General features: G+C 68.7%; 19 protein-coding genes and 5 pseudogenes. 10 read left to right on the top strand and 14 right to left on the bottom strand.

Features of this window, described 5'->3' with window-relative positions; genetic code table 11:
• Nucleotides 1-698: 698 nt before the first annotated feature.
• Nucleotides 699-1,046 (top strand): hypothetical protein, encoded by a 348-nt coding sequence (locus tag ACWCQS_RS06980; RefSeq protein ID WP_451003462.1) that lies wholly within the window; start codon nt 699-701, stop codon nt 1,044-1,046.
• A 599-nt stretch (nt 1,047-1,645) separates the two neighbouring features.
• On the top strand, nt 1,646-2,707 hold the full coding sequence (locus tag ACWCQS_RS06975) for a PP2C family protein-serine/threonine phosphatase (protein WP_451003461.1): 1,062 nt from the start codon (nt 1,646-1,648) through the stop codon (nt 2,705-2,707).
• 185 nt (nt 2,708-2,892) lie between these two features.
• On the opposite strand, the pseudogene ACWCQS_RS06970 reads toward ACWCQS_RS06975, so the two are convergent.
• From ACWCQS_RS06970 to ACWCQS_RS06960, 3 genes and pseudogenes are all read right to left on the bottom strand, one after another.
• Nucleotides 2,893-3,168, bottom strand: a pseudogene (locus ACWCQS_RS06970) (transposase); the annotation flags it as partial.
• Nucleotides 3,169-3,196: 28 nt separating this feature from the next.
• Nucleotides 3,197-5,119 carry an ABC transporter ATP-binding protein gene (locus ACWCQS_RS06965; protein WP_451003460.1) on the bottom strand — a complete coding sequence of 641 codons (1,923 nt, stop codon included), beginning with the start codon at nt 5,117-5,119 and terminating at the stop codon, nt 3,197-3,199.
• 533 nt (nt 5,120-5,652) lie between these two features.
• On the bottom strand, nt 5,653-6,252 hold the full coding sequence (locus ACWCQS_RS06960; protein WP_451003527.1) for a carbonic anhydrase: 600 nt from the start codon (nt 6,250-6,252) through the stop codon (nt 5,653-5,655).
• Between the two features lie 367 nt (nt 6,253-6,619).
• Between ACWCQS_RS06960 and ACWCQS_RS06955 the strand changes: the two genes are divergently transcribed.
• Together ACWCQS_RS06955 and ACWCQS_RS06950 are read left to right on the top strand one after the other, a co-directional pair.
• Nucleotides 6,620-7,879, top strand: a complete 1,260-nt coding sequence (locus tag ACWCQS_RS06955) for a SpoIIE family protein phosphatase (protein ID WP_451003459.1) — start codon at nt 6,620-6,622, stop codon at nt 7,877-7,879.
• Between the two features lie 1,220 nt (nt 7,880-9,099).
• On the top strand, nt 9,100-9,840 hold the full coding sequence (locus tag ACWCQS_RS06950) for a polysaccharide deacetylase family protein (protein WP_451003458.1): 741 nt from the start codon (nt 9,100-9,102) through the stop codon (nt 9,838-9,840).
• A gap of 86 nt (nt 9,841-9,926) precedes the next feature.
• On the opposite strand, the gene ACWCQS_RS06945 is transcribed toward ACWCQS_RS06950, so the two are convergent.
• Nucleotides 9,927-11,741: an ABC transporter ATP-binding protein gene (locus ACWCQS_RS06945; protein ID WP_451003457.1), complete on the bottom strand. Its 1,815-nt coding sequence runs from the start codon at nt 11,739-11,741 to the stop codon at nt 9,927-9,929.
• A gap of 118 nt (nt 11,742-11,859) precedes the next feature.
• Nucleotides 11,860-11,985: a hypothetical protein gene (locus ACWCQS_RS06940; RefSeq protein WP_351620475.1), complete on the bottom strand. Its 126-nt coding sequence runs from the start codon at nt 11,983-11,985 to the stop codon at nt 11,860-11,862.
• Nucleotides 11,986-12,672: 687 nt separating this feature from the next.
• On the opposite strand from ACWCQS_RS06940, the gene ACWCQS_RS06935 reads away from it, so the two are divergent.
• Together ACWCQS_RS06935 and ACWCQS_RS06930 are read left to right on the top strand one after the other, a co-directional pair.
• Entirely contained in the window at nt 12,673-14,013 is a 1,341-nt protein-coding gene (locus ACWCQS_RS06935) for a jacalin-like lectin (protein WP_451003456.1), read from the top strand.
• A gap of 111 nt (nt 14,014-14,124) precedes the next feature.
• Nucleotides 14,125-14,328, top strand: a pseudogene (locus ACWCQS_RS06930) (alpha-L-arabinofuranosidase); the annotation flags it as partial.
• A 404-nt stretch (nt 14,329-14,732) separates the two neighbouring features.
• Here ACWCQS_RS06930 and ACWCQS_RS06925 read toward each other — a convergent pair.
• Both ACWCQS_RS06925 and ACWCQS_RS06920 read right to left on the bottom strand, forming a co-directional pair.
• Entirely contained in the window at nt 14,733-15,071 is a 339-nt protein-coding gene (locus tag ACWCQS_RS06925; protein ID WP_451003455.1) for a hypothetical protein, read from the bottom strand.
• A gap of 10 nt (nt 15,072-15,081) precedes the next feature.
• Nucleotides 15,082-15,930 carry an MBL fold metallo-hydrolase gene (locus ACWCQS_RS06920; RefSeq protein WP_451003454.1) on the bottom strand — a complete coding sequence of 283 codons (849 nt, stop codon included), beginning with the start codon at nt 15,928-15,930 and terminating at the stop codon, nt 15,082-15,084.
• Between ACWCQS_RS06920 and ACWCQS_RS06915 the strand changes: the two genes are divergently transcribed.
• The gene (locus ACWCQS_RS06915; protein ID WP_451003453.1) at nt 15,901-16,467 is read left to right on the top strand and encodes a winged helix-turn-helix transcriptional regulator; all 567 of its coding nucleotides are present in this window, start codon (nt 15,901-15,903) and stop codon (nt 16,465-16,467) included. The genes ACWCQS_RS06920 and ACWCQS_RS06915 overlap by 30 nt on opposite strands.
• A gap of 479 nt (nt 16,468-16,946) precedes the next feature.
• Here the strand turns inward: ACWCQS_RS06915 and ACWCQS_RS06910 are convergent, their stop codons facing one another.
• From ACWCQS_RS06910 to ACWCQS_RS06880, 7 genes and pseudogenes are all read right to left on the bottom strand, one after another.
• Complete coding sequence (locus ACWCQS_RS06910; RefSeq protein WP_451003526.1) at nt 16,947-17,849, bottom strand: NADP-dependent oxidoreductase; 903 nt, start codon at nt 17,847-17,849, stop codon at nt 16,947-16,949.
• Nucleotides 17,850-18,047: 198 nt separating this feature from the next.
• A pseudogene (locus ACWCQS_RS06905) lies at nt 18,048-18,929 on the bottom strand (PHP domain-containing protein); the annotation flags it as partial.
• 177 nt (nt 18,930-19,106) lie between these two features.
• Nucleotides 19,107-19,586, bottom strand: coding sequence for a hypothetical protein (locus ACWCQS_RS06900; protein ID WP_451003536.1), 480 nt, complete (start codon nt 19,584-19,586; stop codon nt 19,107-19,109).
• 91 nt (nt 19,587-19,677) lie between these two features.
• Nucleotides 19,678-19,854, bottom strand: a pseudogene (locus tag ACWCQS_RS06895) (PHP domain-containing protein); the annotation flags it as partial.
• Between the two features lie 327 nt (nt 19,855-20,181).
• Nucleotides 20,182-20,877, bottom strand: coding sequence for a glycerophosphodiester phosphodiesterase (locus ACWCQS_RS06890; protein ID WP_451003452.1), 696 nt, complete (start codon nt 20,875-20,877; stop codon nt 20,182-20,184).
• Between the two features lie 130 nt (nt 20,878-21,007).
• Nucleotides 21,008-21,688, bottom strand: coding sequence for an SMI1/KNR4 family protein (locus ACWCQS_RS06885; protein ID WP_451003451.1), 681 nt, complete (start codon nt 21,686-21,688; stop codon nt 21,008-21,010).
• 313 nt (nt 21,689-22,001) lie between these two features.
• Nucleotides 22,002-22,580, bottom strand: a complete 579-nt coding sequence (locus ACWCQS_RS06880) for a TetR/AcrR family transcriptional regulator (protein ID WP_451003450.1) — start codon at nt 22,578-22,580, stop codon at nt 22,002-22,004.
• Nucleotides 22,581-22,671: 91 nt separating this feature from the next.
• Here ACWCQS_RS06880 and ACWCQS_RS06875 point away from each other — a divergent pair, with 91 nt between their 5' ends.
• The 3 genes and pseudogenes from ACWCQS_RS06875 to ACWCQS_RS06865 form a co-directional block, all read left to right on the top strand.
• A complete protein-coding gene (locus tag ACWCQS_RS06875; protein WP_451003449.1) occupies nt 22,672-23,118 on the top strand; it encodes an anthrone oxygenase family protein in 447 nt (148 codons plus the stop codon).
• A gap of 325 nt (nt 23,119-23,443) precedes the next feature.
• Nucleotides 23,444-23,869, top strand: a complete 426-nt coding sequence (locus tag ACWCQS_RS06870; protein WP_451003448.1) for a DUF4267 domain-containing protein — start codon at nt 23,444-23,446, stop codon at nt 23,867-23,869.
• Nucleotides 23,870-23,935: 66 nt separating this feature from the next.
• Nucleotides 23,936-24,208, top strand: a pseudogene (locus ACWCQS_RS06865) (transposase); the annotation flags it as partial.
• Nucleotides 24,209-24,217: the final 9 nt, after the last annotated feature.

Here is a 24,217-nt window from a genome sequence, read left to right as displayed (position 1 = left end):
AGCGCTCGACCAGCTGCCTCTGTCAGGCTTGACGGCTCCTTCCCCGCCGGTCGTAGTCCGGCACGCGCCGGTCGTCACCGCACCCGCCTGCGGCTGACCCCCGCTCCGCCCTGATCCCTGTCTGCACAGCGCTTCCCCGCCACCGGTCTTGTACCGGCCGGGGCCGCACACCCATGCACGGTCGTGCCTTGTACGGCGCCTTCTTGCCTGGTGACACGAGTAGGAGAACCCTGCGTGAACGCACTTCCGGCTTTCAGAGCCCTGCGGGTGCCGATACATCATCCATGCAGGTCGCGGCCTTGATCGCTAACCTCCGGCTTTGCTCGACGATCGCCCCGACGTCTTCATCTACACAGGGCACCGGGGGCATCATGATCTGTCGTGCTGCTGCGCCTGGCCTATCCCTGGCCGCCCGTTCCGGCTGAACCGCCGAGCGGGCAGGTCGGGGCCCGCCCTCGCATGCAGTCGTAACAGAGCCTGTTTCATCGACTTCGGATCATCCAGGGCCTCCGGACGGCCCGCGATCCGAACATACGGAGGTGGAACGCCATGCGGGCGATCGCGTACCGGCGCCACGGCGGCTACGAGTAACTGCGGCTCGTGGACCGTCCCGCCGAACCGGCGACCGGCGGACGGGCGTCGGTCCGGCTCTCCTACGCCGAGGTGAGCCCGGCCGACAACACCATCAGGGTGGCCGGATGGACCCCTCCCTGCACCAGACGCCGCCCCACATACCCGGTGGCGGCGCGGTGGGACGGATCACCGGCCCCGGGGCGAGGGGCCTGGCAGCGGGGGCGTGCGTCGTGGCCGGCGGCGGGCTCGGCCGGCGCACCGACGGCACCTGGCACGAGCGACTGACCGCGGACGCCAATCAGCTGACACCGATCCCCGACGGGGTGAGCGACGAGGCCGCCTGCGCGCTGTTCGCCGGTGCCGGAAACAGCACCGCCTCCCTCGTCCCGACCCGACCTGCCGGGCTGAAGGCCGGCGATACCGTCCTGGCGCCAGGCATCGGTGGCTCCGTCGGCATGTGTCGTGCTCGATGACCGGGGTGCCGTCGGTTGGGCCGGACCGAAAGGGAATCGGCACCCTAGTGATCGATCGGCGCGGATGAAGGAACCAGGCCGGTGACGTGTTGTCCGACACGGAGCTCATGCCGCGTACCGGGCTCCGCGCCGCTATGCCACATCCGCCCCTTTGCCACCTCACGCGATCGCGAAGCGCGGTAGTGATCCCGCTTGCCGTCAGGCTGGAAGTCGGGGGCGGGCGCCCGAACGTTGACGGAAGGAGCTGCAGGACGCACCGAAGGGGCCGGCTGCCGCCCGACCTGCCAGGAGAGCGATCGCGGCCGTTCGAGCGACATACAACTGGAGATCGCCGAAGATGAGCCCCGGTGGGCTTCCGCTCACCTCCTGCATCGACCTTGCCACCAAGCAGCACGATGACCTCGTGACACGTTCACGTCATCACGGACTATTCATAGGCTACGGTCGAAAAGCGATAAAATCGCGCGAATCGGCGGTCTGGTTTTCCGGGCCTGGGCTGCCGCTCGACCGGTGCCATTTTGGGGAGCGGCACAGTGGCGAGGTCACGTGAGGAGCGCGGAGTCCCGCGCAGCGCTGGCGCACGGGGCAGGTTGCTGCCTGTGCTGCCTGCTCTGCTGCTGTTCATCGGTCTGCTCGTCGGCCTCTTCACACCTCGCGATGTCAGGCCGGATGCCTTCCTCGCCGCCGCCATGGTTTCTGCAGCCGCGCTGCTGCCCCTGTGGGGGACCGTGCTCATCGGAGTGGGCGCGTGCGCCGTCTTTGTCGGCCTGACAGTGGACTTCGATGCGCTGCGGGACGCAACCGCCTACTCCGAGCTAGCCACCCTCGCGGCGATTGCAGCATTCGCCATCTTCTTCAACCGCCTGCTGGGCCGACGCGCCCATCAGCTGGTTCAGGTCCGCTCAGTGGCCGAGACCGCCCAGCTGGCGGTGCTGCAGCCGGTACCGCAGCACCTTGGGCACGTCACGCTCGAGACCCTCTACCTGGCCGCCGCGGCGGAAGCCCGGATCGGCGGCGACCTGTACGAGGCGATACGCACCCCGCACGGCGTACGGCTGCTCATCGGCGACGTACGCGGCAAGGGCCTGCTCGCGATCCAGGCGGCCGCGGCGCTGCTCAGCGCCTTCCGCGAGGCCGCCCACGACGCACCCGACCTGCCCCACCTCGCGCGCCGCCTGGAGACAAGCATGAGCCGCCGCGCCTCCCAGTACCCGGAGGTCCCGGGCTCGGAGATCGCTGAACGTTTCATCACCGCTCTCCTCGCCGAGATCCCGGACGATGAACCGATCGTCCGGACCGTCACCTGCGGCCACCCGCCCCCGCTGCTGCTGCACCACGGCGAGGTCCGGGAACTGCAGCCCGCTGCCCCCTCGCCGCCGCTCAACCTGGGCATGCTGGTGAGCAACGGGTACCACGTCGATCTCGCCCCCTTCCATCCCGGGGACCAGCTCCTGCTGTACACCGACGGAGTCACTGAGACCCGCGACCGCTCCGGCGCCTTCTACCCCCTCCCCGAACGCATCCGCCCATGGAGCGGCGAGACACCCCACCAGCTCCTCGCCCATCTCCACCGCGACCTGATCGCTTACAGCGGCGGCCGGCTCGACGACGACATCGCTGCCCTCATCGCTCAGCGGCGCCCGAGCCGCCACTGCACCTGAACTCGTGTCGTCGGCCCGGCCACATGATCAGCGCATCCGGCAGCGGATGGCGTGCCGGGACCAGCTGCGGGTGCTGCTGCACGCCAACGACCTTCTGTCTCATGTCACTGACAACGCTGCGGCTGCCGAATATTTCGTCCGCGGGTCGGGTCTGTCAAACGAACGGTGTAAACAGGGTGGTTGGGTTACTGGCGGGCCGCTGAGAGCCGGCCGTCGAAGGTGATGTCGAAGGCGTTCAACGCCGTCTTCCAGCGCATGGTCCAGCGGGCCAGGCCCTTGCCGGTAGGATCCAGCGACATGGCGGCCATGTAGGCGCACTTCAAGGCGGCCTGCTCGCTCGGGGAAGTGCCCGCGGGCCTTGACCGCTCGCCGGATCCGCGCGTTGACCGACTCAGTCGCGTGGGTGTGCGGACGATGCGGCGGAACTCGGTGGCGAACCGCAAGAACAGGGTGAACTCCTGCGATCGGCTGGAGGGAGCCAGTTCGAAGTCATGCCGGCTGCTCCTTCTGCGCGTCGGACCGCTGGGTCGGGATGGCGCGGTCGTTCTGCAGGAGCCAGAGTTCGCGGAACAGGCCGGGGGTGGTGGTGAGTTCTTCGAAGGTTCCGGTCTGGATGATCCTGCCGTGGTCCAAGACCACGATCTTGTCGGCGATGGCCACGTTGGCGAGCCGGTGTGTCACGAGGACGACGGCGCGGTCTTCGGCGACTTCGCGGAGGCCGGTGAAGATCCGGTGTTCGGCCCGGGCGTCGAGGGCACTGGTCGGTTCGTCCATGACCAGAAGTCCGGCTCGACGGTGGAAGGCTCGGGCGATGGCGATGCGCTGCCACTGTCCGCCGGAGAGTTCGACGCCGCCGAACCATTCACGCGCGAGCAGGGTGTCCAGGCCGCTGCGGAGGCCGTCGACCACTTCGTGGGCTCCGGAGCGTTCGGCGGCTTGATGGACGGTCTGATCGCCGCCGTGGGGTTGTCCGAGCGTGATGTTCTCACGGGCCGTGAGGGGCCAGTGGGCGAAGTCCTGGGGGACGACGGCGGTCTGCTGCCACAAGGCGTGGGGGTCGAAATCGCTGGTGTCGCGGCCGTCCCAGGTGACGCGTCCGCGGGTGGGCAGGTACAGGCCGGACAGGAGCTTGGACAGGGTGGTCTTGCCGGATCCGTTCTCGCCGACCAGGGCGAGGACTTCGCCCCGGCGGACCTCCACGGTGACGCCGTCAAGGGCGGGCTTCTCGGCGCCTGGATAAATATAGGTGAGGTTCTCCGTCTTGACGGTGTTCGGGGAGGCGGGAGAGCGGGTTCCGCGGTTCATGCGGTGGCCGCCGGCTTCCTCGATGAAGTCGACCCAGTCGTCGAAGTACAGGCCGGTGCGGAAGAGCTGGGTGCCGTAGCCGACGAGGCCTCGCAGAGATGAGCCGACGGTGCGCAGGGCGAACACTGCGGTTCCGGCGGAGGCTACGGACATGTGGCCGGTCGCCAGGAGTGCCGCGAGCGCGCTCCAGACGATGAGGGATCCGATGCCTCCCGCGAGGGCGCCGAGGAGTTGGTAGCGGCCTCCTCGGTTGATGGCGCGGTCGGTGATGGTGTCCACGCGGGCGCCGATCTTCCGGTACAGGCCGAGGAGGAAGGGGGCCATGGTGCCGGCGCGGACCTGGTCGGCGGTTTCCTTGTCCACGATGTACCAGCGCAGCAGGGCGAGGATGCGCCGTTCGGACGACATGGCGCGGCTGGCTTCGTAGGTGACCTGGGCGCTTTTCATGCTGGCGAGGCCTTGCGGCAGGACGGCCAGGAGGAGCAGCGGGAGGAGGACGGGGTGGAGGGCGGTCAGGACTCCGGCTGCGGCAAGGATGGAGGCGACGCAGGCCATGAGCTGCTGGGACTGGGTGATCAAGTCCTGGGCGAGTTCGGCGCCCCGATCGGCGTTGTCCCACCGGTCGTTGAAGCCCGGTTGGTCGTAGGCGGTCAGCTCGGCCGCGACGGCGGCGTTCAGCATCTCCAGCTCCGCTTCACGGGAGATCCGAGGGGACAGCCGCCAGGACAAGTTCGTGATGGCGATGGCGAGGAGGGCTCGGGCTCCGGCCGCAATGGCGAGGGCGGCGATGGCCGGGGCGGCGCTGGTGAGCCGGTCCTGAATGTGCCCGGAGGCGACCAGGGCCGTGATCGTGCTGGTGGTGGCGACCAGGCCGAACGCTTCCAGGCCGGCGGAGAGTCCCTGGCAGGTCAGCAGGGAGACGACGGCGCGCCGGTCGATCTTCCAGGCGAGAGCGAGGGCGCGGCGCATGAGGTACGGAAGGCGCCGGGCCATCCCAAAGGTGGTGGCGGGGTGGCGGCGCAGGACGGTGAGGCGAGGGGACTCGAACCGGAGTTCCTCGGCCGGTTCGTCAGAGGCGGGTTCGTCAGAAGCACTTCCTGTACTCAAGCCAGTCCTTCCGTAAGGGAGTTAGGCATGCCAGGGTGCGCCATCCCGGATGGTCCCGGGACGACGGGAGCGCAAGATCCACTCAAACTTGTGAACCGTGCGGTGTGGCGACTTGCGCAGTACCAAAGAGGTGCCAGTGACGCCACCCATACGCGAGAACCTCTCGCCGCGCCGCCGGCGTTGGATCCGGCTGACCACCTGGCACAACGGGGTCCGGTTCCTCTACGTCAAGGGCGTTGTGGATCACGAGAGTCGTGATACGTCGCGATGAACGGCCCGATGCCGAGTGGGGACTCATCCGTCCGTTGCTGCCCAGCCCGTTCTGGGACGCCCGCGGCTCAATGACCGGCGTCGCGTCCCTGCCGGCGGAGGAGGGCCTGGGACTTGCGATCGCCAACCGGCTCCGGCGCGCCGGGGCCCCGGATCCCCGCGTGACCGGCACCGACGCCGTTCGGTGGGCCTGCCTGGGCGCCCACCGGATGCCCCCGGTGGGTGACCTCCTGCCTGATCCGCAGGTCCCTGACTTTGATCCTTCAGAGGGCCGGGGCGACGGACATGTCCAGGCCACGGGCCGCGACGAGGCGTGCGGTCCCGTCGGCCAGGCTGTAGCACAGGCCCACCACAGCGGCCTGCCCGGCGGCGACCCTTTCGGCCAGGAGGCGGGAGCGGTCCAGAAGCAGGTCGACGGTGTGCCTTATGTGCTCCGCGAGGATCTCTTCGGCGCTCAGGCGTCCGGCGGCCCGCGCCGCCAGCACGCTGGGAGTGACTCGCTCGACGAAGTCCCGGACGTAGCCGACCGGCGCAATGCCGTCCTCCGGCGCGGCGCACGCCGCGCCGACCGCCCCGCACGAGTCGTGGCCGAGGACCACTACCAGGGGGCAGTCCAGCACGTCGACGCCGTACTCGATGCTGCCGATCACTTCCGGTCCCATGACGTGGCCGGCGGTGCGTACCACGAAGAGATCGCCCAGACCGCGATCGAAGATGATCTCGGCGGCCAGGCGGGAGTCGGAGCACCCGAACAGCACCGCGAACGGGCGCTGGGCCGGAGCGACCTCGGTGCGGCGGATGGCGTCCTGGTTCGGGTGGGCCAGGGCACCTGCGACGAACCGCTCGTTACCGGCCAGCAGCAGCTCGAAGGATTCGTGGAGGGGATGCGGCCTTGATCTCTGTCATGGCCGCAGACTACGGCCAGTCCAGCGGACAGGCGCGGCTGGGTCCACGGTCGACGGCCTCCGTGCCTCCGTGGTCGGCACGCCCAGACGCCGGGCGATCGGCCTCTATCCGCCTCCTCAGTGCGCTCCGCAGCTGTCCGGCCCTCAACGGAGCGCCCGCTCGCCTCGCCATACGTAAGCCTCACCACACAACCATTCGAGCCCCGATCACGGCGTACGCCCGATGAGCGCACGCCGCTGCCTCCCGCCGCCCACGAGCGACTCGGCGAGCGCGGGAGCTGGACTTTTCGTAGATTGAACAGCGAGCGACTGGCAGGGAATGCGTGTGACACCAAAGATCGACTACACAGGGGTGTTCGCCGCCCTTCCGAGCCCGTGCCTGGTGCTCGGCACGGACCTGGTGATCGCCGATGCCAACTCGGCCTTCTGCGTGGTGACGGGACGGAGCCGGGTCGAGCTGGTCGGGCAGTACATCTTCGACGTCTTCCCGGACAACCCCGCCGACTCGGAGGCCGACGGGGTGGCGACGCTGAAAGCCTCTCTGCACCGTGTCCTGTCCTCCGGCCAGACCGATCACATGGCGTTGCAGAAATACGACATCCCGGTCGCCGGCAACCCCGAGGTGTTCAAGGAGCGGTGGTGGACCGCGATCAACGTGCCCGTCCTCGGCACGGACGGAAAAGTCGCCTGGATCATCCACCGGTCCGAGGACATGACCGACGTCGTCCGCGCCCGCCGCACGGCACACCTGCCGTCGGTCCGCCCCGGCCGGGAAGCGGCCATGGAAGCCGAGCTGTACGCCCGGGCGCGGCAGCTGCAGCAGCTGAACGATGAACTGCGGCAGGCCCATGCCCGTGAGCGGCGCATCGCCGTCGCCCTCCAAGAAGCCATGCTCCACTCCCCGGACCTGGCCCGACACCCGAATATCGCCGTGCGCTACCTGCCCGCGACCGGATCACTGAACGTGTGCGGCGACTGGTACGACGCGGTCGACCTGCCCGCGGGCCGCTTCACCGTCACGGTCGGCGACGTGGTCGGCCACGGACTGATGGCCGCCACCGTCATGGGCAGGCTCCGCAGCGCGCTGAGCGCCGCCACCCGCACCGTCCACGGCCCCGCCCAAGCACTGGAGGTCCTGGGCCTGTACGCCCGCTCGGTCGAGGGAGCACTGGCCGCCACCGCCGTCCAGGTCCTCGTCGACGGCCACAGCCACCTGCTCATCTACAGCAGCGCCGGCCACCCCCCGCCCGTCCTGCTGCACCCGGACGGCACCTGCGAGCTGCTCGACCAGGCCACCGACCCTCCGCTGGGCGCCCGCCCCGAACACGTCCCCCGCCCCCAGGCCAACGCGTCCTACGCCCCCGGCGACACCCTCATCCTGTACACCGACGGCCTGATCGAACGCCGCGGTGAGGACATCGACACCGGACTGACCCGCCTGACCTCGACGCTCGCCACCTGCACCGAGTTCGGCGCGGAACACCTCGCCGACGCCCTCCTCGCCCGCCTCGACGTCGCCAGCGGCGCCGACGACGACATCGCCATCGTCGTCGTCCGCCTGGACCGAACGACCCGACCGTACTGATCGGGCCGGCTTCAGGCCTCGGCCCGGACGGATGATGCGGCCGGACCGGTGCGGCTGGGAGGTGGCCGAGATCGAGATGGCCGCCGAGGAGCAGGGAATCCGGCCTGGCCGGTACGGGCAGTGGGCGCTCGAGGACGTCTAGCCGCTCGCCGGCAATGAGGAGCTGGGCACCCTGGCCGCGCGCACTGGGTCCGGCACTGGTGGCGCAGCACCTGGAAATCTGGTGCCGGGACGTGGACCACTGCATCGAGGCTGGATGGCCGGCACCGCTCAGCCACGTACGCCGCAACGCAGCGTGTGGTCAGGTGACCGCGGTCACCGGAACGGGGGCTGCAATCCGCGGCACCTGTGCAGTCGCGGCTCGTGGGGGGTGCATGGGGTGCGTCATGCGTTGTCTCCGCGGCCTCCGGTAGCTCCGCGGAGCCGGCATCATCCGAGGGACACGTGGTAGGCGGCACCGCGGCGGCGAACGGCACGTCATCGACGGGGGCTGCACGTCGACGCAGCGTGGTGATCCGATTCCCCCGTCGCCCCGCCGCCCTCTGCCGCCGCGGGTCCCCTGCCTGCGCCGGGCATTGCCCCAGGCGGCGGGAGTGGCTCAAACGAGGAGCTCAAACGGGGAGCTCAGACGGCGGCACGGGTACCTGCCCGCCGAGCGGACCCACGGCAGCGTCGCAGCCGGCAGACGGAACGCCATCCGGGGCAGCGAACTCGGCCAGTAGCACGCCCCCACCAGGCCCGACGACGAAGCCCTCGCCGTCGAAGTCCGGCTCGCCATGCCCGACGGCCAACCCCACCGACGTCCGATGACCTGCCCCGACCCGCCGGCCTCCACTGCCCGCGCCGCATCCGAGCCCACGATGCTCAGGACCACCGTGGCGCAGGCGTCCCTCATCACCCGACGCGCCGTACCACTCGCCACCGTCAGCGGTGACGCAGGTCCCGACAGGGGAAGAAGTGAGGCATCGTGCCCGCCGGCGTCCGCTGGAACCAGGCACGTTCGGGCGGCTCCTCCTCGGCGCCAAAGCTAGGAACCGGTATGAGGCGGAACCCTGCGCCCGGCTCTCCTACCAGGCGATTTACACAGAACTTAGCTGTTTCTGAAGCTTCTCACATCCATCATGCGATGCCGGATCCGGTCGGACCGGCGACCCTGAAGACACGATCGTCGTGCTGTCATCGAGGTGGCTGCCATGCCTGCAAGAACAGGGTGGCGGTGCATGGTGACGGCTGCAGCCGCATGCGCGGCCGCGACCGTACTCGCCTCGCCGCCCACCGCCGCCGCGCTCTCCCGCGCGCCCGCCGGACCCTCCGGATCCACCGTCGGAACATCGGCCCCCGCCGTCGACTGCCGGGTCACCAAGTGTGTCGCCCTGACCTTCGACGACGGGCCGACCCGATACACGGCGCCCATCCTCGGGACACTGGAGCGCCGGCATGCCGTCGCCACGTTCTTCCTCATCGGACCACGGGCTCTGCGGTACCGGAACATCGTCCTCAGGGAACAGCGCGACGGTGACGCGATCGGCGATCACACGGTCACCCACGCACGCCTCACCCGCCTCCCGCTCGCCCGGATCGACTATGAGCTGAACACTGCGGCAGCGCAGATCGCCTCTGTCACCGGGCATCGCCCGACCCTCTTCAGGCCCCCCTTCGGAGCCTTGAACGACAAGGTGCGGTCGGCGGCCGATGCGGCGCGGCTGTCGGTGGTGATGTGGAACGTGAGCGCCAAGGACTGGAAGAACCACAACCCCCACCTGATCGAGCACCGGGTGCTCACCCTCGTACGACGGGGCGCGATCGTCGTCCTGCACGACCGGTACGCGACCACCCCGCCGGCGGTCCCCACCATCGTCCGCACCCTCCAGTCCCGTGGCTATGCCCTGGTCACGGTGCCCCAACTGTTCGCCACGTCCGGAGCCCTGCGCCCCGGGCTGGTGTACGGCCACCGTGCATAGCAGAGGGTGTGGGCACCCCTCACGGAGGCCGGAGACCGTCACGGTGCCGGCGGGACGGGTGGGCATGGACCCGGTCATGTCGACTCTCAAGCAGCCTCGTGCTCAGGCTGCACGCCTGTTGTTGACGACTGGTCCGGAGTCATCATGACCGCGGTGCCGTCGGTGAGATGGAGGACGAGGTCGGCCTGAGCCGTCAGGCGGAGGTCGTGAGTGATGAGAAAAGTCGTGCGCCCGGCGATGAGGCGGCGAAGCGGTGCCATGATGCGCGTGGTGGAGGCATCGTCGAGTCCGGCGGTGGGTTCGTCGAGGATCAGCACGGGGGCGGTGCGGAGCATGGCGCGGGCGAGTGCGATCCTGCGGCGCTGGCCGCCGGAAAGACTGTTGCCCCGTTTGCCGACCGGGGTGTCGTAGCCGTCGGGCAGCGCAGTGACGAAGTCATGGGCGTCGGCCGCGTCGGCGGCGGCGAGTATGTCGGCTTCGGTGGCGTCGGGGCGGCCGTAGGCGATGTTGTCGCGGACCGTGCCGTCGAAGAGCATGCTGTCCTGCGGAAGTAGGGTGATGTGGCGGCGCACCTCCTCGAGGGGGAGTTCGGCGATGTCCCGGCCGTCGAGCAGGATGCGGCCCCGGGAGGGCTCGTGGAAGCGCAGCAGCAACTTGCCGAGAGTGGACTTGCCGGTGCCGCTGGGTCCGGTGACCGCGACGAGCAGGCCGGGTGCGATGTCCAGGTGCACCCGTTCCAGCGCGGGGTGTCCGCTGCCGGCATACGAGAAGCCGACGTCCTGGAAGGTGACAGCGCCGCGGACCGGTTCGGCGAGCGGCGGGACGTCCTCGCGGGGTGCGGTCTCGGGGAGGGGGCCGGTGCGCAGGATCTCGATGAGGCGTTCGCAGGCGGCGGTGGCGGAGGAGGCGCTGACGACGAGCTCGCCGAGTTCCTGGAGTTTGGGGTGGAGATAGCCGAGGAAGGCGGCGAAGGAGAGCAGGCCGCCGACGCTGAGGTGGTGTTCGGAGATCTGCCAGGCGCCGGCGCCGATCACGGCCAGCACGCTGAGTGTCTCGATCAGTTCGCCCATCGGCCCGTACACCGACGACAGGCGGATCTGCCGCAGGCCGGCGCGCATCCAGCTGCGCCCCTCGCGGTGCACCTTGCTGCGCTCGGCCTGCTGCCGACCGTAGGCCTGCACCAAGGGCATGTTGGCCAGGCTCTCCTCCAGTAGGGAGGCCAGCCGGCCGTTGCTGTCACGTTCGGCGCGGGTCGCGGAGCGCATCAGAGTGCCGAACGCCCGGGCGCCGAACCAGATCAACGGGGCGGCGGCCAGCGTGATCAGGGCCAGCTGCCAGCTGGTCCAGAAGGCCGCCGCAGCGAACACCACCGCGCCGACGGCGGAGGTGATCAGTTCGACGGGCGCGGAGGCGACCAGTGACTCGACGGACTCGATGTCTCCGGTCAGCCGGGAGACCAGGTCGCCGGTGCCGAAGCGGTCCAGGGCGTCCGGCGGGACCCGCTGGAGATGCTGGAAGACCCGGTCGCGCAGGCCGAGCAGGAAGTGCTCGCTGGTCCAGCCGGCGAGATAGCCGCCCGCCGCGGAGGCGACCGCGCCGGCCACTGCGAGCCCCAGCCAGAGGGCGGCAGGCTCCCAGAAGTCGGCGAGGTCGCCGGGAGTGAGCACGTCGTCGGTGAGAACACCGACGATCCCGATCGCGCCCGCGTCGCACCCGGCGGACACCAGCAGCAGCACGGCGGACGCCAGCACGGCCGCGCGGTTGACGCTGACCAGCGGCCAGAACATCCGGAACGCGGCCAAAGGCGAGATACGGGCGTGCCGGATCCGGGACGAGGCGCCGGCCGCGGGGCCCGCCCCGGATTCGGCCACGGGCACGGTGGCGGGTGCTGCAGTGTGCATGGCGGCGCTTCCTGGGCACTGCCCGATCCGACGGCGTGCCGGGATCCGTCGCGCACCTGTGCTGCACGAACAGATCCCGGCACCGTCTGCCTGTGTGATCGTGTTCCGCGACGCCGTACTACTTGGCAGCGGCCTTCTTGTGCTTGCGGTGATGGTGCTTCTTCTTGTGGTGCTTGGCCTCGCCGGCAGCGCCGCACTCCTTCTTCTTGGCCTTCTTGGCCAGCATGATCTTGGCGAAGGACATGTCGATATCCCTTCCTGACAGACCGTCAAACGGCTGTGATCGCCGCTGACTTCGTGTGTGCGTTGCATCCGTGAGTACGGAGGCGGCTGACGCCTCGCTCAAGAAGAAAAGTGAGCGTTGGGCTATGTTCCCTTACCAGATCCACGTCCGGGAATGCGAAGAAGTCCTTGTGGCGAGGCACTTGTCCTGAGACCGCACCTGTCACGCTCTGCTTTGACCCGAGGGACGACGACGGGCACGTACACCCCACCGGGCTCGGCATGTGGAGGGCGCGGGCCAGGCGGGACTCGGCGGTGAACTGGGGCAGGCCCTCGGCGTCGTGGAAGCTGAGCTCGTGGAACACTCGATGCCACGACCGGTCGAGCACGCGTTCACAACGGGAGCGTCGCCGGGAACCCTGCGCCGGCCGGGGCCGTTCGCTCGTCACACCGTCACCCTGCTCCCGCTCCGCCCGGCCTGGCGCTCCGCCGGCGTCCCCCTGACGGCCGCCACTTCGCATCCACGCACCCCTGAGCGGACGCGATCTGCGTTCCCCGGATCCTCAACGGCCAGGAACCGAACCATCCATGCACGGTCGGCGACTGCTCCGGAAAGAAGAGCCAAACCGCCGACAGCTCGGCGTAACCGGCGGTAACTTCTTTGGCGTTCCTCACCGAAACCGCTTTCCCCCCCAGGAGACACACCCACATGCGCAGACTCCTCGCCTGCCTGGCGGCGGCAGCCGCCGTCCTAGGCGGGCTCACCGCGGCCGCCCCCTCCGCCGTGGCTGCCGATTCGGGCACCTTCAGCGTTCTCACCTACAACGTCGCCGGACTGCCCGAGGGCCTGTCCAGCGCACCGACGCCCCGCGAGTCCAGCACCACGGCGATCGGTCAGCGGATCGCGCCTTACGACATCGTCCACGTCGAGGAGGACTTCAACTACCACTCCTTTCTGTACGCCGGCGACACCGCGCACGCCTACCGCACCCCCACCAGCGGCGGCGCGGGCATCGGCAGCGGGCTCAACACACTGTCCAAGATCCCCTACGACGTGGACGACTTCGAGCGGGTGCACTGGCGCTCCTGCCAGTACGACTCGGGCGACTGCCTGACCCCCAAGGGCTTCACGTTCATGCGCGTACGCCTCACCGAGGGCGTCTACGTCGACTTCTACAACCTGCACACCAACGCCGGTACCAACGACGGTGACCTCGCCTCCCGTGCGGACAACCTCAGTCAGCTCACCGACTTCATCAAGACCCACTCCGCGGGCAACGCGGTCGTGGTCATGGGCGACACCAACACCCGCTACACCCGCACCGGTGACACCATCGCCGAGTTCGCCTCCGCCAACGGCCTGACGGACGCCTGGGTCCAGCTGATACGGGGCGGGACTCCGCCCGCCAAGGGCAGCGATGCCCTCGTGTGCGACCAGTCCGGGGCGACCGTGCCCAACACCTGCGAGGTCGTCGACAAAATCCTCTACCGCGGCAGCAAGCTAGTCTCGCTGAACGCGACGGCCTACAACAACGAACACACCAGGTTCCTCACCGACAACGGGCTCATGCTCTCCGACCACGACCCGGTCGCCGTCGACTTCTCCTGGTCGCGCAGCGCCGCCTTCCAGCTCAGTGACCAGTTCGGCGGCCCGCACGGCGACTACTTCGACGACATCGACGCCGTGCCGGCCGGCGGTCACGCCACTACCGTCGCCCTGCGCAGCGGTGCCCGCGTCGACCAGATGAGCCTCACCCTGGCCGGCGGCACCACCCTGACCCACGGCGGCACCGGGGGCGCCGCGTCCTCCCTCACACTGGGCAGCGACGAGTACGTCACCTCCGCCTACCTGTGCCAGGGGCAGAAGGACGGCCACAGCCGCATCTTCTACGCCAGGTTCACCACCAACCTGGGACGCGCTCTGGCCGGCGGCACCACGACCTCCGACTGCGTCACCCGCACGGCTCCCTCCGGCTGGCAGATCGCCGGCTTCCACGGCCGCTCCGGTGACGAGGTCGACAAGATCGGCTTCATCTACACCCAGCGCTGACCCGAGCCACGGGCGTGGCCGGATTGCACAGACCTCACCAATGATGTGCGAGGTGATTGACGCGCGCATGGCCACGCCCTACGGCCCGACCGATCAACCGAACCATGTTCGATGTATGGACGCCTGGAGGCCGCCACTCCCCCGGCCGTGACCGGTGAGCTGAGCCTCGGCGCCGGTACCGCGCATGCGGCCGACTCCGCATACGTGATGTGCTACTTCACCGAGTCGACCAGCCTCGGCGAGGGCACCGACTACGGCCTCCACCTCGCGGTCAGCACCGACTCGCTCAACTGGATGCCGGTCGTTCCCACTGCCAGACCTTGTCATTGTGCGAGCCGTAACCATCACCGGCGCGGGTGCGGGTGCGGCCGTCTGGGCTGAACGCCACCGGGCCCCGGCCCAAAACCAGCGGCGCTGTGACCGGCATAGCCAACTGCAGCGCCGCTTCCGGAGGGACAGGAGCGGGTGGACCGCGGGTCCTGGCGACGGCCTGCATCACGGCTGGGGCCTGCATCACGGCTGGCTGGCCACCGGCCTGCTGACGGCTGCGAGCATGCCTCTTGGCATACAGTTCGGTGCTCGTTCGGTGCCGGGTCGGTCTGCGGGCGGCACGGTCGGAGACCAGGGTGGGCGGGCCAGTGCCTGTCAGCGCCGCACGAAGTCGCCGGCATGCTCGGCGATGTAGTCGGATACAGAAGCCGGGCTGGAGTATCAGTGGGTCAGCCGCCCTGAAGTGTCTGCTGCAGCCAGTCGAAGACCACGTCGCAGTGCTGCCTGGGCGCCATCGGCGAGCAGTGCAGCTGCGCGCCGGTCGCTGCGGTGAGCTTCACGTATTCCTTCGGGGCCGTCAGCTTGTCGAACATCTCGTGCGGCTGGCCTGGGTAGAACTGTTCGAAGTCGTAGTCGAGGACCAGCGTGGGTGCCTTGATGCGGGCCACGACGTCTGTGATGTCCAGCGACTTGATGAGCTTGGCGGGGGTGTAGAAATCGGTGAACAGTCTGCCTTGGCGAGCGGCGAGCATCGCCGGCGCGGAGAAGGGTTCGAAGCGTTTCTTCACGGTCGCCGCCTCAGCGGGCGACAGATGTGGGGCAACCTCCTTGTTCCAGACGTTGTTGGTCTCTTGCCTCAGGCGACTGGCGACCGGCTGGGGGGGCGAAGCGGGCAAACTCCCACGGGTCGTGTGCGCTGAAGACGGTGACCTCATCCGCGCGGTCGCGGCGCAGGTCGCGCAGTCGGTCGCGGGTCACGACGCGAGCCGCGACATCGACCTGTGCTCCCTGCTGGACCGGCTCGAAGACGGGATGGGAAAGGGGCGGGGTGTACTCAAGCTCGCCGTGATACATGTACGCGTCGCCCGCGTGCAACAGCCATCGTCCGCCGCCGTCGCGCACGGCGACACCCGCGTGTCCCGCCGAGTGGCCAGGCAGCGGTACCAGCAGCAGATCGCACGCCAGGCCCCGCGGCCGCGCCATGCCTGGGAAGCCGAACCACTCCGTGCGCTCCTCCATGGGGGCGGGTACCAGCACCGGGTTGTGCGCCCGGTGTGCCGGCATGAAGCGGTCGAGGCTGTGCCGGTGGTGCGCTGCCGCGGAGTCCGTGACGGCCCGGTACTCGTCCGGGTGCACATGCACCCGTGCGTGAGGGAAGTCCGGCAGCCCTCCGGTGTGGTCGCGATGCAGGTGAGTGAGCACGATGTGCCGCACGTCCTGGGGCGCGTACCCGAGGCGGACCACCTGGCGCAGCGCGCTCTGCTCGGGGTCCAGCGCGGGCTGGGCGTAGGCCACCCAGCCCGCACCCAACGACCGGTCAGGGCGCTGTAAGTCCGCGGTGCCGAGGCCGGTATCCACCAGGACCAGCCCGTCCGAGTCCGTCTCGATCAGCAGGCAATGACAGACAGCGGCCAGTTCGATGTTCACCACGCCGGCCGTGAGTTCTTCACGGAGTGGTGGAATCTTCCGCAGAGAACCGCAGTTGAGATGGTGGATATGCATAACGCCCCCTGGAGGCAAGTCGGCGGGCTGTTTGCGACGACGTTAGGAGGGCCCTTCGTGACTCACCAAACAGTTGGACACCCACCGGCGGATGACCAGGGCGGCCCGCTGGCGGACTGTCCGGACAGCGCCCTTGTTCCACCCGGCCCCGAACCGCGATGTCCTATCGACATCACCCTCGCCACGCTGAGCGGCCGATGGACGCCGCTGGTACTTCGCGAGTTTCTACGTCGCGGCCAGGCCACATACTCCGAGCTGTCCGCCGCCCTGCCCACTCTTTCGGACAAGGTCCTCTCGGACCGGCTGGCCCAGTTGACCAGCGCGGGCGTCATCGAACGCCACCGCATTCCCAGCTGGCCTCCCCGCGTCCGCTACGTTCTGACCAGCCAGGGCCGGGCGCTGGAGTCAGTGGTGCACAGCATGTGGGAGTGGGGCGCGGCGCAAAGGGACGCCCTTAGCTGATTACCAGACCCGTCGGACACGGGCCAGAACGAGCCATAACACCGGCGGGACGGCCGACCTCTCGGCCCGAAACACGCTCGCTCTTCGCTACCCGCTCTCCCCACACCCTTCAACATGCTGGGGCGAGGAGCACCTCCGGTCGTTTTCAAGGCTCTGTCCGCAGTTCCGTGAATCCCCAGGTCAGGAAGGTGAACGAGGGATCATTTCGGCAGAGTATGTCCCGGCATGGCAAGCAAGACGGTCGAGGCTGGACTGTTTCCCGGGATCGATGTGCCAGTGGAGCGCGTCAGCAACTCCTCCGACGTCCTCGTGGTGGGGGCCGTGTCCACCGCTCGCCCGGGCCGGTGCCCGGACTGCCGGAAATAGGCGAAGCGCATACATAGCACGTACCAACGAGCCGGGAATGAAAGGCCGTTGGGGCACCGCCGGGTCATGGTCCGGCTGCGGGTCCGCCGGTACTTCTGTGATTTGAACACCGGTCAGTCCACGAGGAGCACGAGCTTGCCGCGCACAGTCCCGGCTTCGCCGACGCAGTGCGCGTGGGCCACCTCGGTCAAGGGGAAGGTCTGGCCGACCTGGATGGAGAATCGTCCACTTTCGGCCATTTGAGCGACCTGGGTCAGCGCGTAGGTGGCGCGTCCGGTGTCGCCGCGGCTGAAGCGGACGCCCGTCTGCTGCGCGCCGCGGAAGTCGGCAACCGTGATCACGTCCTCGGGCGCGCCCGCGAGTGCCACGAGTTCGGGAAGGACGCCGCTGCCGGCGACGTCCAGCGCAAAATCGACACCCGCCGGCATGATGGCCCGGACTCGTTCCGGCATCCCGTCGCCGTATGCCACCGGCTCGGCCCCGAGCGAGCGGAGGGCATCGTGCATGCCTGGACTACCCGTGCCGATGACCCGCGCGCCGCGCTCCACGGCGAGTTGGACAGCGGCACTCCCGACGCTGCCGGATGCCCCGTTGATGAGCACAGTGCTGCCCGCTGTGACGCCAAGCTGGTCGAGCGAGCGCGCCGCGGTCTCGGCTGCCGCGGGGATCGCCGCAGACCTCGCATAGTCAAGCGATTTGGGGATCGGGGCCCAATAGGACAGCACGGCCAACTCCGCTTGCGCGGCTCCGTATGGTGAGGCTCCGAAGACCCGGTCACCAACCGCGACACCCGAGACATCGTCGCCGATCTCGTCAACGATGCCCGCAGCCTCGTAGCCCAGGGTCTGTGGCAGTTCCTGGTCCATCAGGCCCTGACGCTTCTTCCAGTCGCTGGCGTTGATCCCCGCGGCACGGACCTTGATCCGTATCTCTCCGGCACCGGGATGGGGATCGGGGAGGTCAACGATCTCAAGAACCTCCGGGCCGCCGAACCGGCTGAACTGTGCTGCCCTCATGACGCACTCCTTCCGCGGAAGGAGTGGCGGATCGCCCGATACCGCGTGTGCGCGTACTCCCTGTCCGGCTGTCTGCTCGGCCCCAGAGCACGTTTCTACTCCGATATATCGACCATACGTCATGACCGCCCACGCGTGGCGAACTGCCTCCGGGGCTACCTCGACCCGCACAGCCCCGCCGGTCCTATGCCTGCAGACAGGAGAAGGCGTGGCTATGGAGAACGCGAGATCCCTACTCGAGGCCGGCGGCAGCCAGGACTCCTGCGTCTCCCCCTCGGGCACGTCCGGGAACTGGGGGCATCTCGTCGACGTGATCGAAGACCTCGTCATAGGAGCCGACCGCGCTCGGCGATCAGCAGCGTGTTGTCGCACGCCTCCGGCAGCTCAGCGAAGAGGGACCGCATCTCCTGCGCGGTCTTGAGGTAGTAGCCGCTGTCCTGGAACCGAAAGCGCTTTTCGTCGGCCTTGTTCTTGCCGACGCCGATGGACAGCAGGGTGTCGTGCCCGTCGGCCTGGTCCTCGTGGATGTAGTGCGCATCGTTCGTGGCCAGCAGCGGGGTGCTCAGCTCCTTGGCCAGACGCAGCAGACCGTCCCGGACGTCCCGCTCGATGGACAACCCGTTCCATCAGCTCAAGGAAGTAGTTCTCCTTCCCGAAGATGTCCTGGTAGGCAGCGGCGACCTCGCGGGCCGCGTCGTACTGGTTCAACCGCAGCCGGGTCTGGATCGCGCCGGACGGGCAACCGGTCGTCGCGATGATGCCCTCGGCGTGCTTGCTGATCAGCTCCATGTCCATACGGGGCTCGCCTGCCGGGAACTGGCCCGGGTAGTTGGCCTCCGTCGAGAGGTAGAAGAGGTTACGCAAGCCGTGCGCAGCCGTCGCCCACATCGTCATGTGAGTGAAACGGCCACCGCCGGAGACGTCCTTCGAGCCCTCGGCGTCGTCCGACATGGCCCGCTGCCCGCCCGGGCCGCAGAACTCCTGCTTGCGGTTACGCCGTGGCGACGGAGCGGCGTACGCCTCGACCCCAATGATCGGCTTGACGCCATCGAAGCCCTTGGCTGCCTGCTGGAACTCGTACTGCGGTGACAGCATAGGTTCGCCAGGTTGGTGGTTGGGGCGGCTGGATGGCCCGACGTACTCGAGGCACAACGCCGAGAACGCGCACGCATCCGCAGCGAAAAGCGCATCCGTTGGGGCGGACGCCCTCTCACCGACGCAGCCTGGCCCCGCCCGACAGGACACTCGGCCCGAGCACTAACCAACCTCCGCTCGCGCCGCTTCCAGAAAATCGTTCTGGGGGCCTTGGAGACAGTCCCACATCGAACCCTCAGCCTCAGCTTCGGCGGGCTCGCGCCACAGGACGTGGTCCAACGCGTCCGCATACGCCCGGGCGTGCCTGTACAGCTCTCGTCGGAACAAGACCTGGATCATCCGCTCGCTCACCCACAAGCGATCGGTGACGCCCCTGGCCGCCGCGAACCACTCGGGAGTTCCAGCAGCGTTCCAGTCAGCTGCCATGTCGCGTTCCTCGGCGATGCGCGCAGCCTGCTGCCCGACGCTGATGAACTCTCGCAGCAACTCCAGCCGCTCAACCCTCCTGGCCTGGGCCAGATCGGCAGCATGCCGCTTGTCTTCGCTCCTGCTGGCCTGCCGCCCGGCGGTGATCTGAGCCAGGTATGACAGGCCTCCTCCCAGCACAACACCCACGAGTGAAGCCCACACCTGCGTCTGCATGACGGGATGCCTACCCGACGGCCCCAACCCATTGCAACAGCCCGAGCGATCGCGGCCAGACGCAACCCGGCGAACCTACGCGGTCACAGCAGTACGCACCGAACATGTTGCCGTGGTCACTCATCGCAACTGCAGGCATGCCCTGCTTCGCGACCTCAGCGACCATCGGCTTGAGCTTCTGAGCACCGCCGAGCATCGAGTACTCGGTGTGGTCGTGCAGGTGAGCAAATGACCGGGATACCGGGTGCGCACCTCCGCGAGGGGTCAAGAAGGATCGAATGTCCCCCGTGCCAGGGCATTGGGAATCTCCTGAAGGGCGTCCATTCGGCGTGTCGGAGCGCACCGGCGGCGTTCACGGCGGCGGGCGAGACGAGGGCCGGCTGCGGTGCGGACCTCTTCCTCGGCCCACCTGTGGTGCTGCGTCAGCTCGTCGGATCCGGCAGGTAGGGAGAAGGCTCTCCGTACAGGGCAGCAGGACGTGGTGGCCTGGAGATGAGCGTCCTGCCGGGGCCTGGAGGTACGGGGGACTGCGGCCACGGCGTTCATGCTCCGGTCTGACCGTACGGGCGGCGGGTTCGGGTCTGGACCCCTGAGGTCAGGCGGTGGCCTCGACCAGCCGCTTCATGCCGGGCTGGTCGGTCACGCAGCCCACCAGGCCGAGCGTCCGGGCCAACGCCAGGTCGCGTTCGTCGTTGACGGTCCAGGCCATCACATTGATGCCGGCGGCCCCGCACTTCTCCACGATGGCCCGGTTCAGCTGGCACAGCTCCACGCTGACCAGGGTGGAACCGACCTTCTGGGCGCGGCCGACGAAGGTGTCGCGGTGCGCGCTGGGGCCTGCCACCAGCACGGTGCGGGCCTGAGGCAGCAGGTTGTGGATCTCGATCAGCGCCGCGTCGTGGAACGACAGCACCGACACCCGGTCCAGCAGGCCGCGGTCGGTGAGCACCTTGGCCAGCGACCGGGCGGCGGCCACATCCTTGATCTCCGCCTGGATCGGCAGCGTCGGCCCGACGGCGTCCAACACCTCCCCGAACGTGGGGATGCGCTCACCGAGGCCGGCGTCGAGCTTCTTGAGCTCCCCCAGATTCTGGTCGGCGATCGGACCGGAGCCGTCCGTCGTGCGGTCCAGGGTCTCGTCGTGCATGACGACCAGCTCGCCGTCCCTGCTCAGATGCAGGTCCAGCTCGATGCCGTCCAGCCCCTCGCGTTCAGCCCGCAGGAAGGAGCGCAGGGTGTTCTCCGGCTCGGCGGCCATGACACCGCGGTGGCCGATGGTGAAGAAAGACACTCGGTTGCCGTCCTTGGGTGTGGTGGTCCGGGGCAGGCACACGGGCGGCGGGCGACCGTCCGTCGGAGTACCCAAGCCTACGGGGCCCCGTCGGGCCAGGTGCAACGCTCAGCTGCGCAGAGGGGACGGCCTACGGTGTCGACAAGGCTGTGCGCTCAGCTTTCCGCAGCCAGTCGGTGTACCAACGGTCGAACCTCACCGGCGTACCCTGGTCGTCGAGGAGCGGGGTGAGGTCGACGTCGTCCACCCGGCAGTCGGACCAGATGGTGCCTCGGTGGCTGCCGCTGACGATCAGCCACTCTCTTTGGGCGCAGCCCAGGTGGGAGATCACGATCGCACCGGCGGTGCGCTCCGGGGCGAACATGACGGCTTCCCACCGCTCGTCCCACGCCTCGATGGCGTCGTCGAAGTCCTCGATGTCGTCGAAGTCCTCTTCCTCGGGACGTTGGGCAAGGACATCGTTGACCAGCTCCGGGTCCGGACCCTGGTCAGGAAACGGCTCGTCAAGCCTCGACAGGTCAGCAAGGTCCGCGCCGTCGCCCTCCCAACGCCAACGACCCTGCACGCGCCGAACCGGGAACAGGCCGTACGCGGGACCGGCGCCGCCCGAGCCGACGTGTAGCAGGAAGTCCCGGTACTCCTCCGGCAGCCGCACGCCCATCTGAGCCTCGAGTTCGGCAAGCTCGCCCTGGGTGAGCGGGCCCTCCAGGACCCACTTGTGTCCCAATGCCCCGAAAACCTTGCTGCTCGTAGGTCCTGCACCAGCCGCCTCAACCCGTTGACGTACGTCCACCCACCACTGATCAGTCATGCGCAGACCGTACGCGCCGCCACCGACACCCACGGCGCTAGGCTCCCCTGCTACCTCCAGCGCCTGCGCGACGGCCCTTCTGGCTAGGTGCCGACGTGCCCGCACTGCCGCCCGGACACCGAGCTGGGCATCCTCGGCTGGGGCGCGTATTGGGTCGTGATCAATGAGCATCGCAGCTTCCGGGACGGGTGCCCGTCTGGGTACGGCGCGGCGGTCCGCGGCTCCGCCGTGTGGGCGCGAGTGACCGGAAGCGTTGCCGCAGGCAGGCAACGGGGCCCGAGGGCTCCGGCTGCGTGCCCGCCGGGATGGTGTGTCAGAGCTTGGCGAGCCGGTCCACCAGCAGCTCCAGCCTCGGCTCGGCGTCCTCGGGCAGCAGGCGGCCGGCTCGGGTCAGGGTGGCGAGCCCGTGCAGGGCCGCCCAGAACACCTCGGTGAACAGCCCCGGGTCGACGCCGTCGCCGGCGACCTCGGCGAGGCATTCGAGCAGGGCGGCGAAGGCGTCCTTCAGTGGCTCGGGGGTGTCCTCCTGCGCGTACGCCAGGCCACCGTCGAGCTGGAACAAGGCGTCGTAGACCGCCGGATTGCGCTCGGCGAAGTCGAGGTAGGCGCGGGCCAGGGCATTGACCCGGGCGCGCGGGCCGTCCGCGGCGGAGGTCGCGGCCCGCACCGCCGCGGCCATCTCGGTGGCGCCCTGAAGGGCGACGGCGCCGATGATCTCGCGCTTGCCTCGGAAATGGCTGTAGAGGACGGGCTGGCTGTATTCGATGCGCTCGGCGAGCCGGCGGGTGGTGACCGCGTCCCAGCCCTGCTGCTCGGCGAGTTCGCGGGCCGTCGCCACGATGAGGCGCTCGCGCTCCGCCCGTTCGCGCTGCTTGCGTTCCTGTACCGACATAAATCGATCCTAGCATCGCTAGACAATCGAGCGACAGCAGCACTAGCGTTGCCTCATCAGCTAGCGACGCTAGCTCAACGGAGGGATCATCATGCTCAACGCACTCGAGGTCGTCACCACCGTGATCGTCGGCCTGATGGTGGGGGTGGAGTTCTCCGTCGCCTTCATCATGAACCGGATCCTGGACGCGCTTCCCGGGGACAGCGGCCAGCTCGGCCACGCCCACGGCGGCCGGATGCTCGGCGCCCTGATGCCGTTCTGGTACATCGGCTCGCTCGTCCTCAGCGCGATCTGGGCCGTCGCCGGATGGCACCACCACGGCGCCGGACTCGTCGTCACCGCCGCCGGCCTGCTGATCCTCAGCGTGGTCATATCGATGCTGCTGCTCGTCCCGATCAACAACCGAAACAAGACCTGGACCCCCGACAACCGGCCCGCCGACTGGAAGCAGCAGCTGCACCGCTGGAACCGCTACCACTACGTCCGCGTCGCCGTCATCATCGCCGCCTTCACCCTGCTGGTCGCCGCCCTCATCTGATACCACCGCTGCCGTGACACGCACGGGTTCGCCCCTTATGCCGACGGCTTTCGCCCCGTCGGGGTGAGCCCCGAGAGGGCTTCGGATTACTGACCCCGCGGGCCGACGCCGCGCCGGTGGCGCACAATCCCCACTCCCCGGGCGGCAGTTGGCCACCGAAATCCCGATATTCGGGAATCCAGCTGCCGCGCAGATCCCACAACTGCGATCCCGGCAAGCTACGCCCCTCGATCAGCCGCGTCCGCGCGCCCTGATCAGGCACCACACGACTCAGCAAGCTCCACGAAGCTCACCAAGCTGACGAAGACGCGCAAGGAGAAGAACCATGTCGCTGAAGAAGATCAACACCATCCTGGTCGCCGCCTTCATCCTCTTCATCCTCTGGTTCGGGATGGAGTTCATCCTGAGCCCGGAGACGACGGCACCGAACTTCGGCCTGCCGAGCTGGCCGTCCGGCGACGGCGACGGCTTCCTGATCATCAAGGGAATCCGCGACGTCGTCCTGGCCCTGGTCCTGGGCATCCTGCTGGTGACGGGCCACCGCCGGGCGCTGGGCTGGGTGCTGCTGGTGGAGGCCCTCGCCGCGTACGGCGACATGGCCACCGTGCTGGCCCACCACGGCTCCGTGGCCACCGCGCTCGGCGTCCACTGCCTGACCGCGACACTGATGGTGGTCAACGGCCTGCTGATAATGCGCGAGACCCGCAAGGTCGCGGCCGCTCCGGCAACACCCGCCCCGCAGCCCGCCTAACGCCACCTTGGCGCGTGTCGGTGTTCGCCGGTCAGCGCCTGCGCCCGCCGGCTCTCCAGCGGCAAGACCCCGCAGGCCGCTGCGGTGATCGTGGACTCCCAAAGTGTGAAGGCTTCCGAGACCGTCAGCAAAGACAGCCGCGGCTACGACGCTGGCAAGAAAATCAACGGCCGCAAGCGTCATGTCGTGGTCAACACCCGTGGCCTGGTCCTGCTCGTCATGGTCACCCCGGCCGACGTCACCGACCGGGATGCCGCCCGCGAAGTCCTTTTCCGGCTGCACCTCATGCACCCCGAGATCGCGATCGTCTGGGCCGACTCCGCCTACGCCGGGGCGCTAGACCAGCAA

It is taken from the genome of Streptomyces sp. NPDC002076 (genome assembly GCF_053593835.1).
Note: the sequence above shows the minus strand (reverse complement) of the source record. Positions and strands in the feature narration are given on the sequence as shown.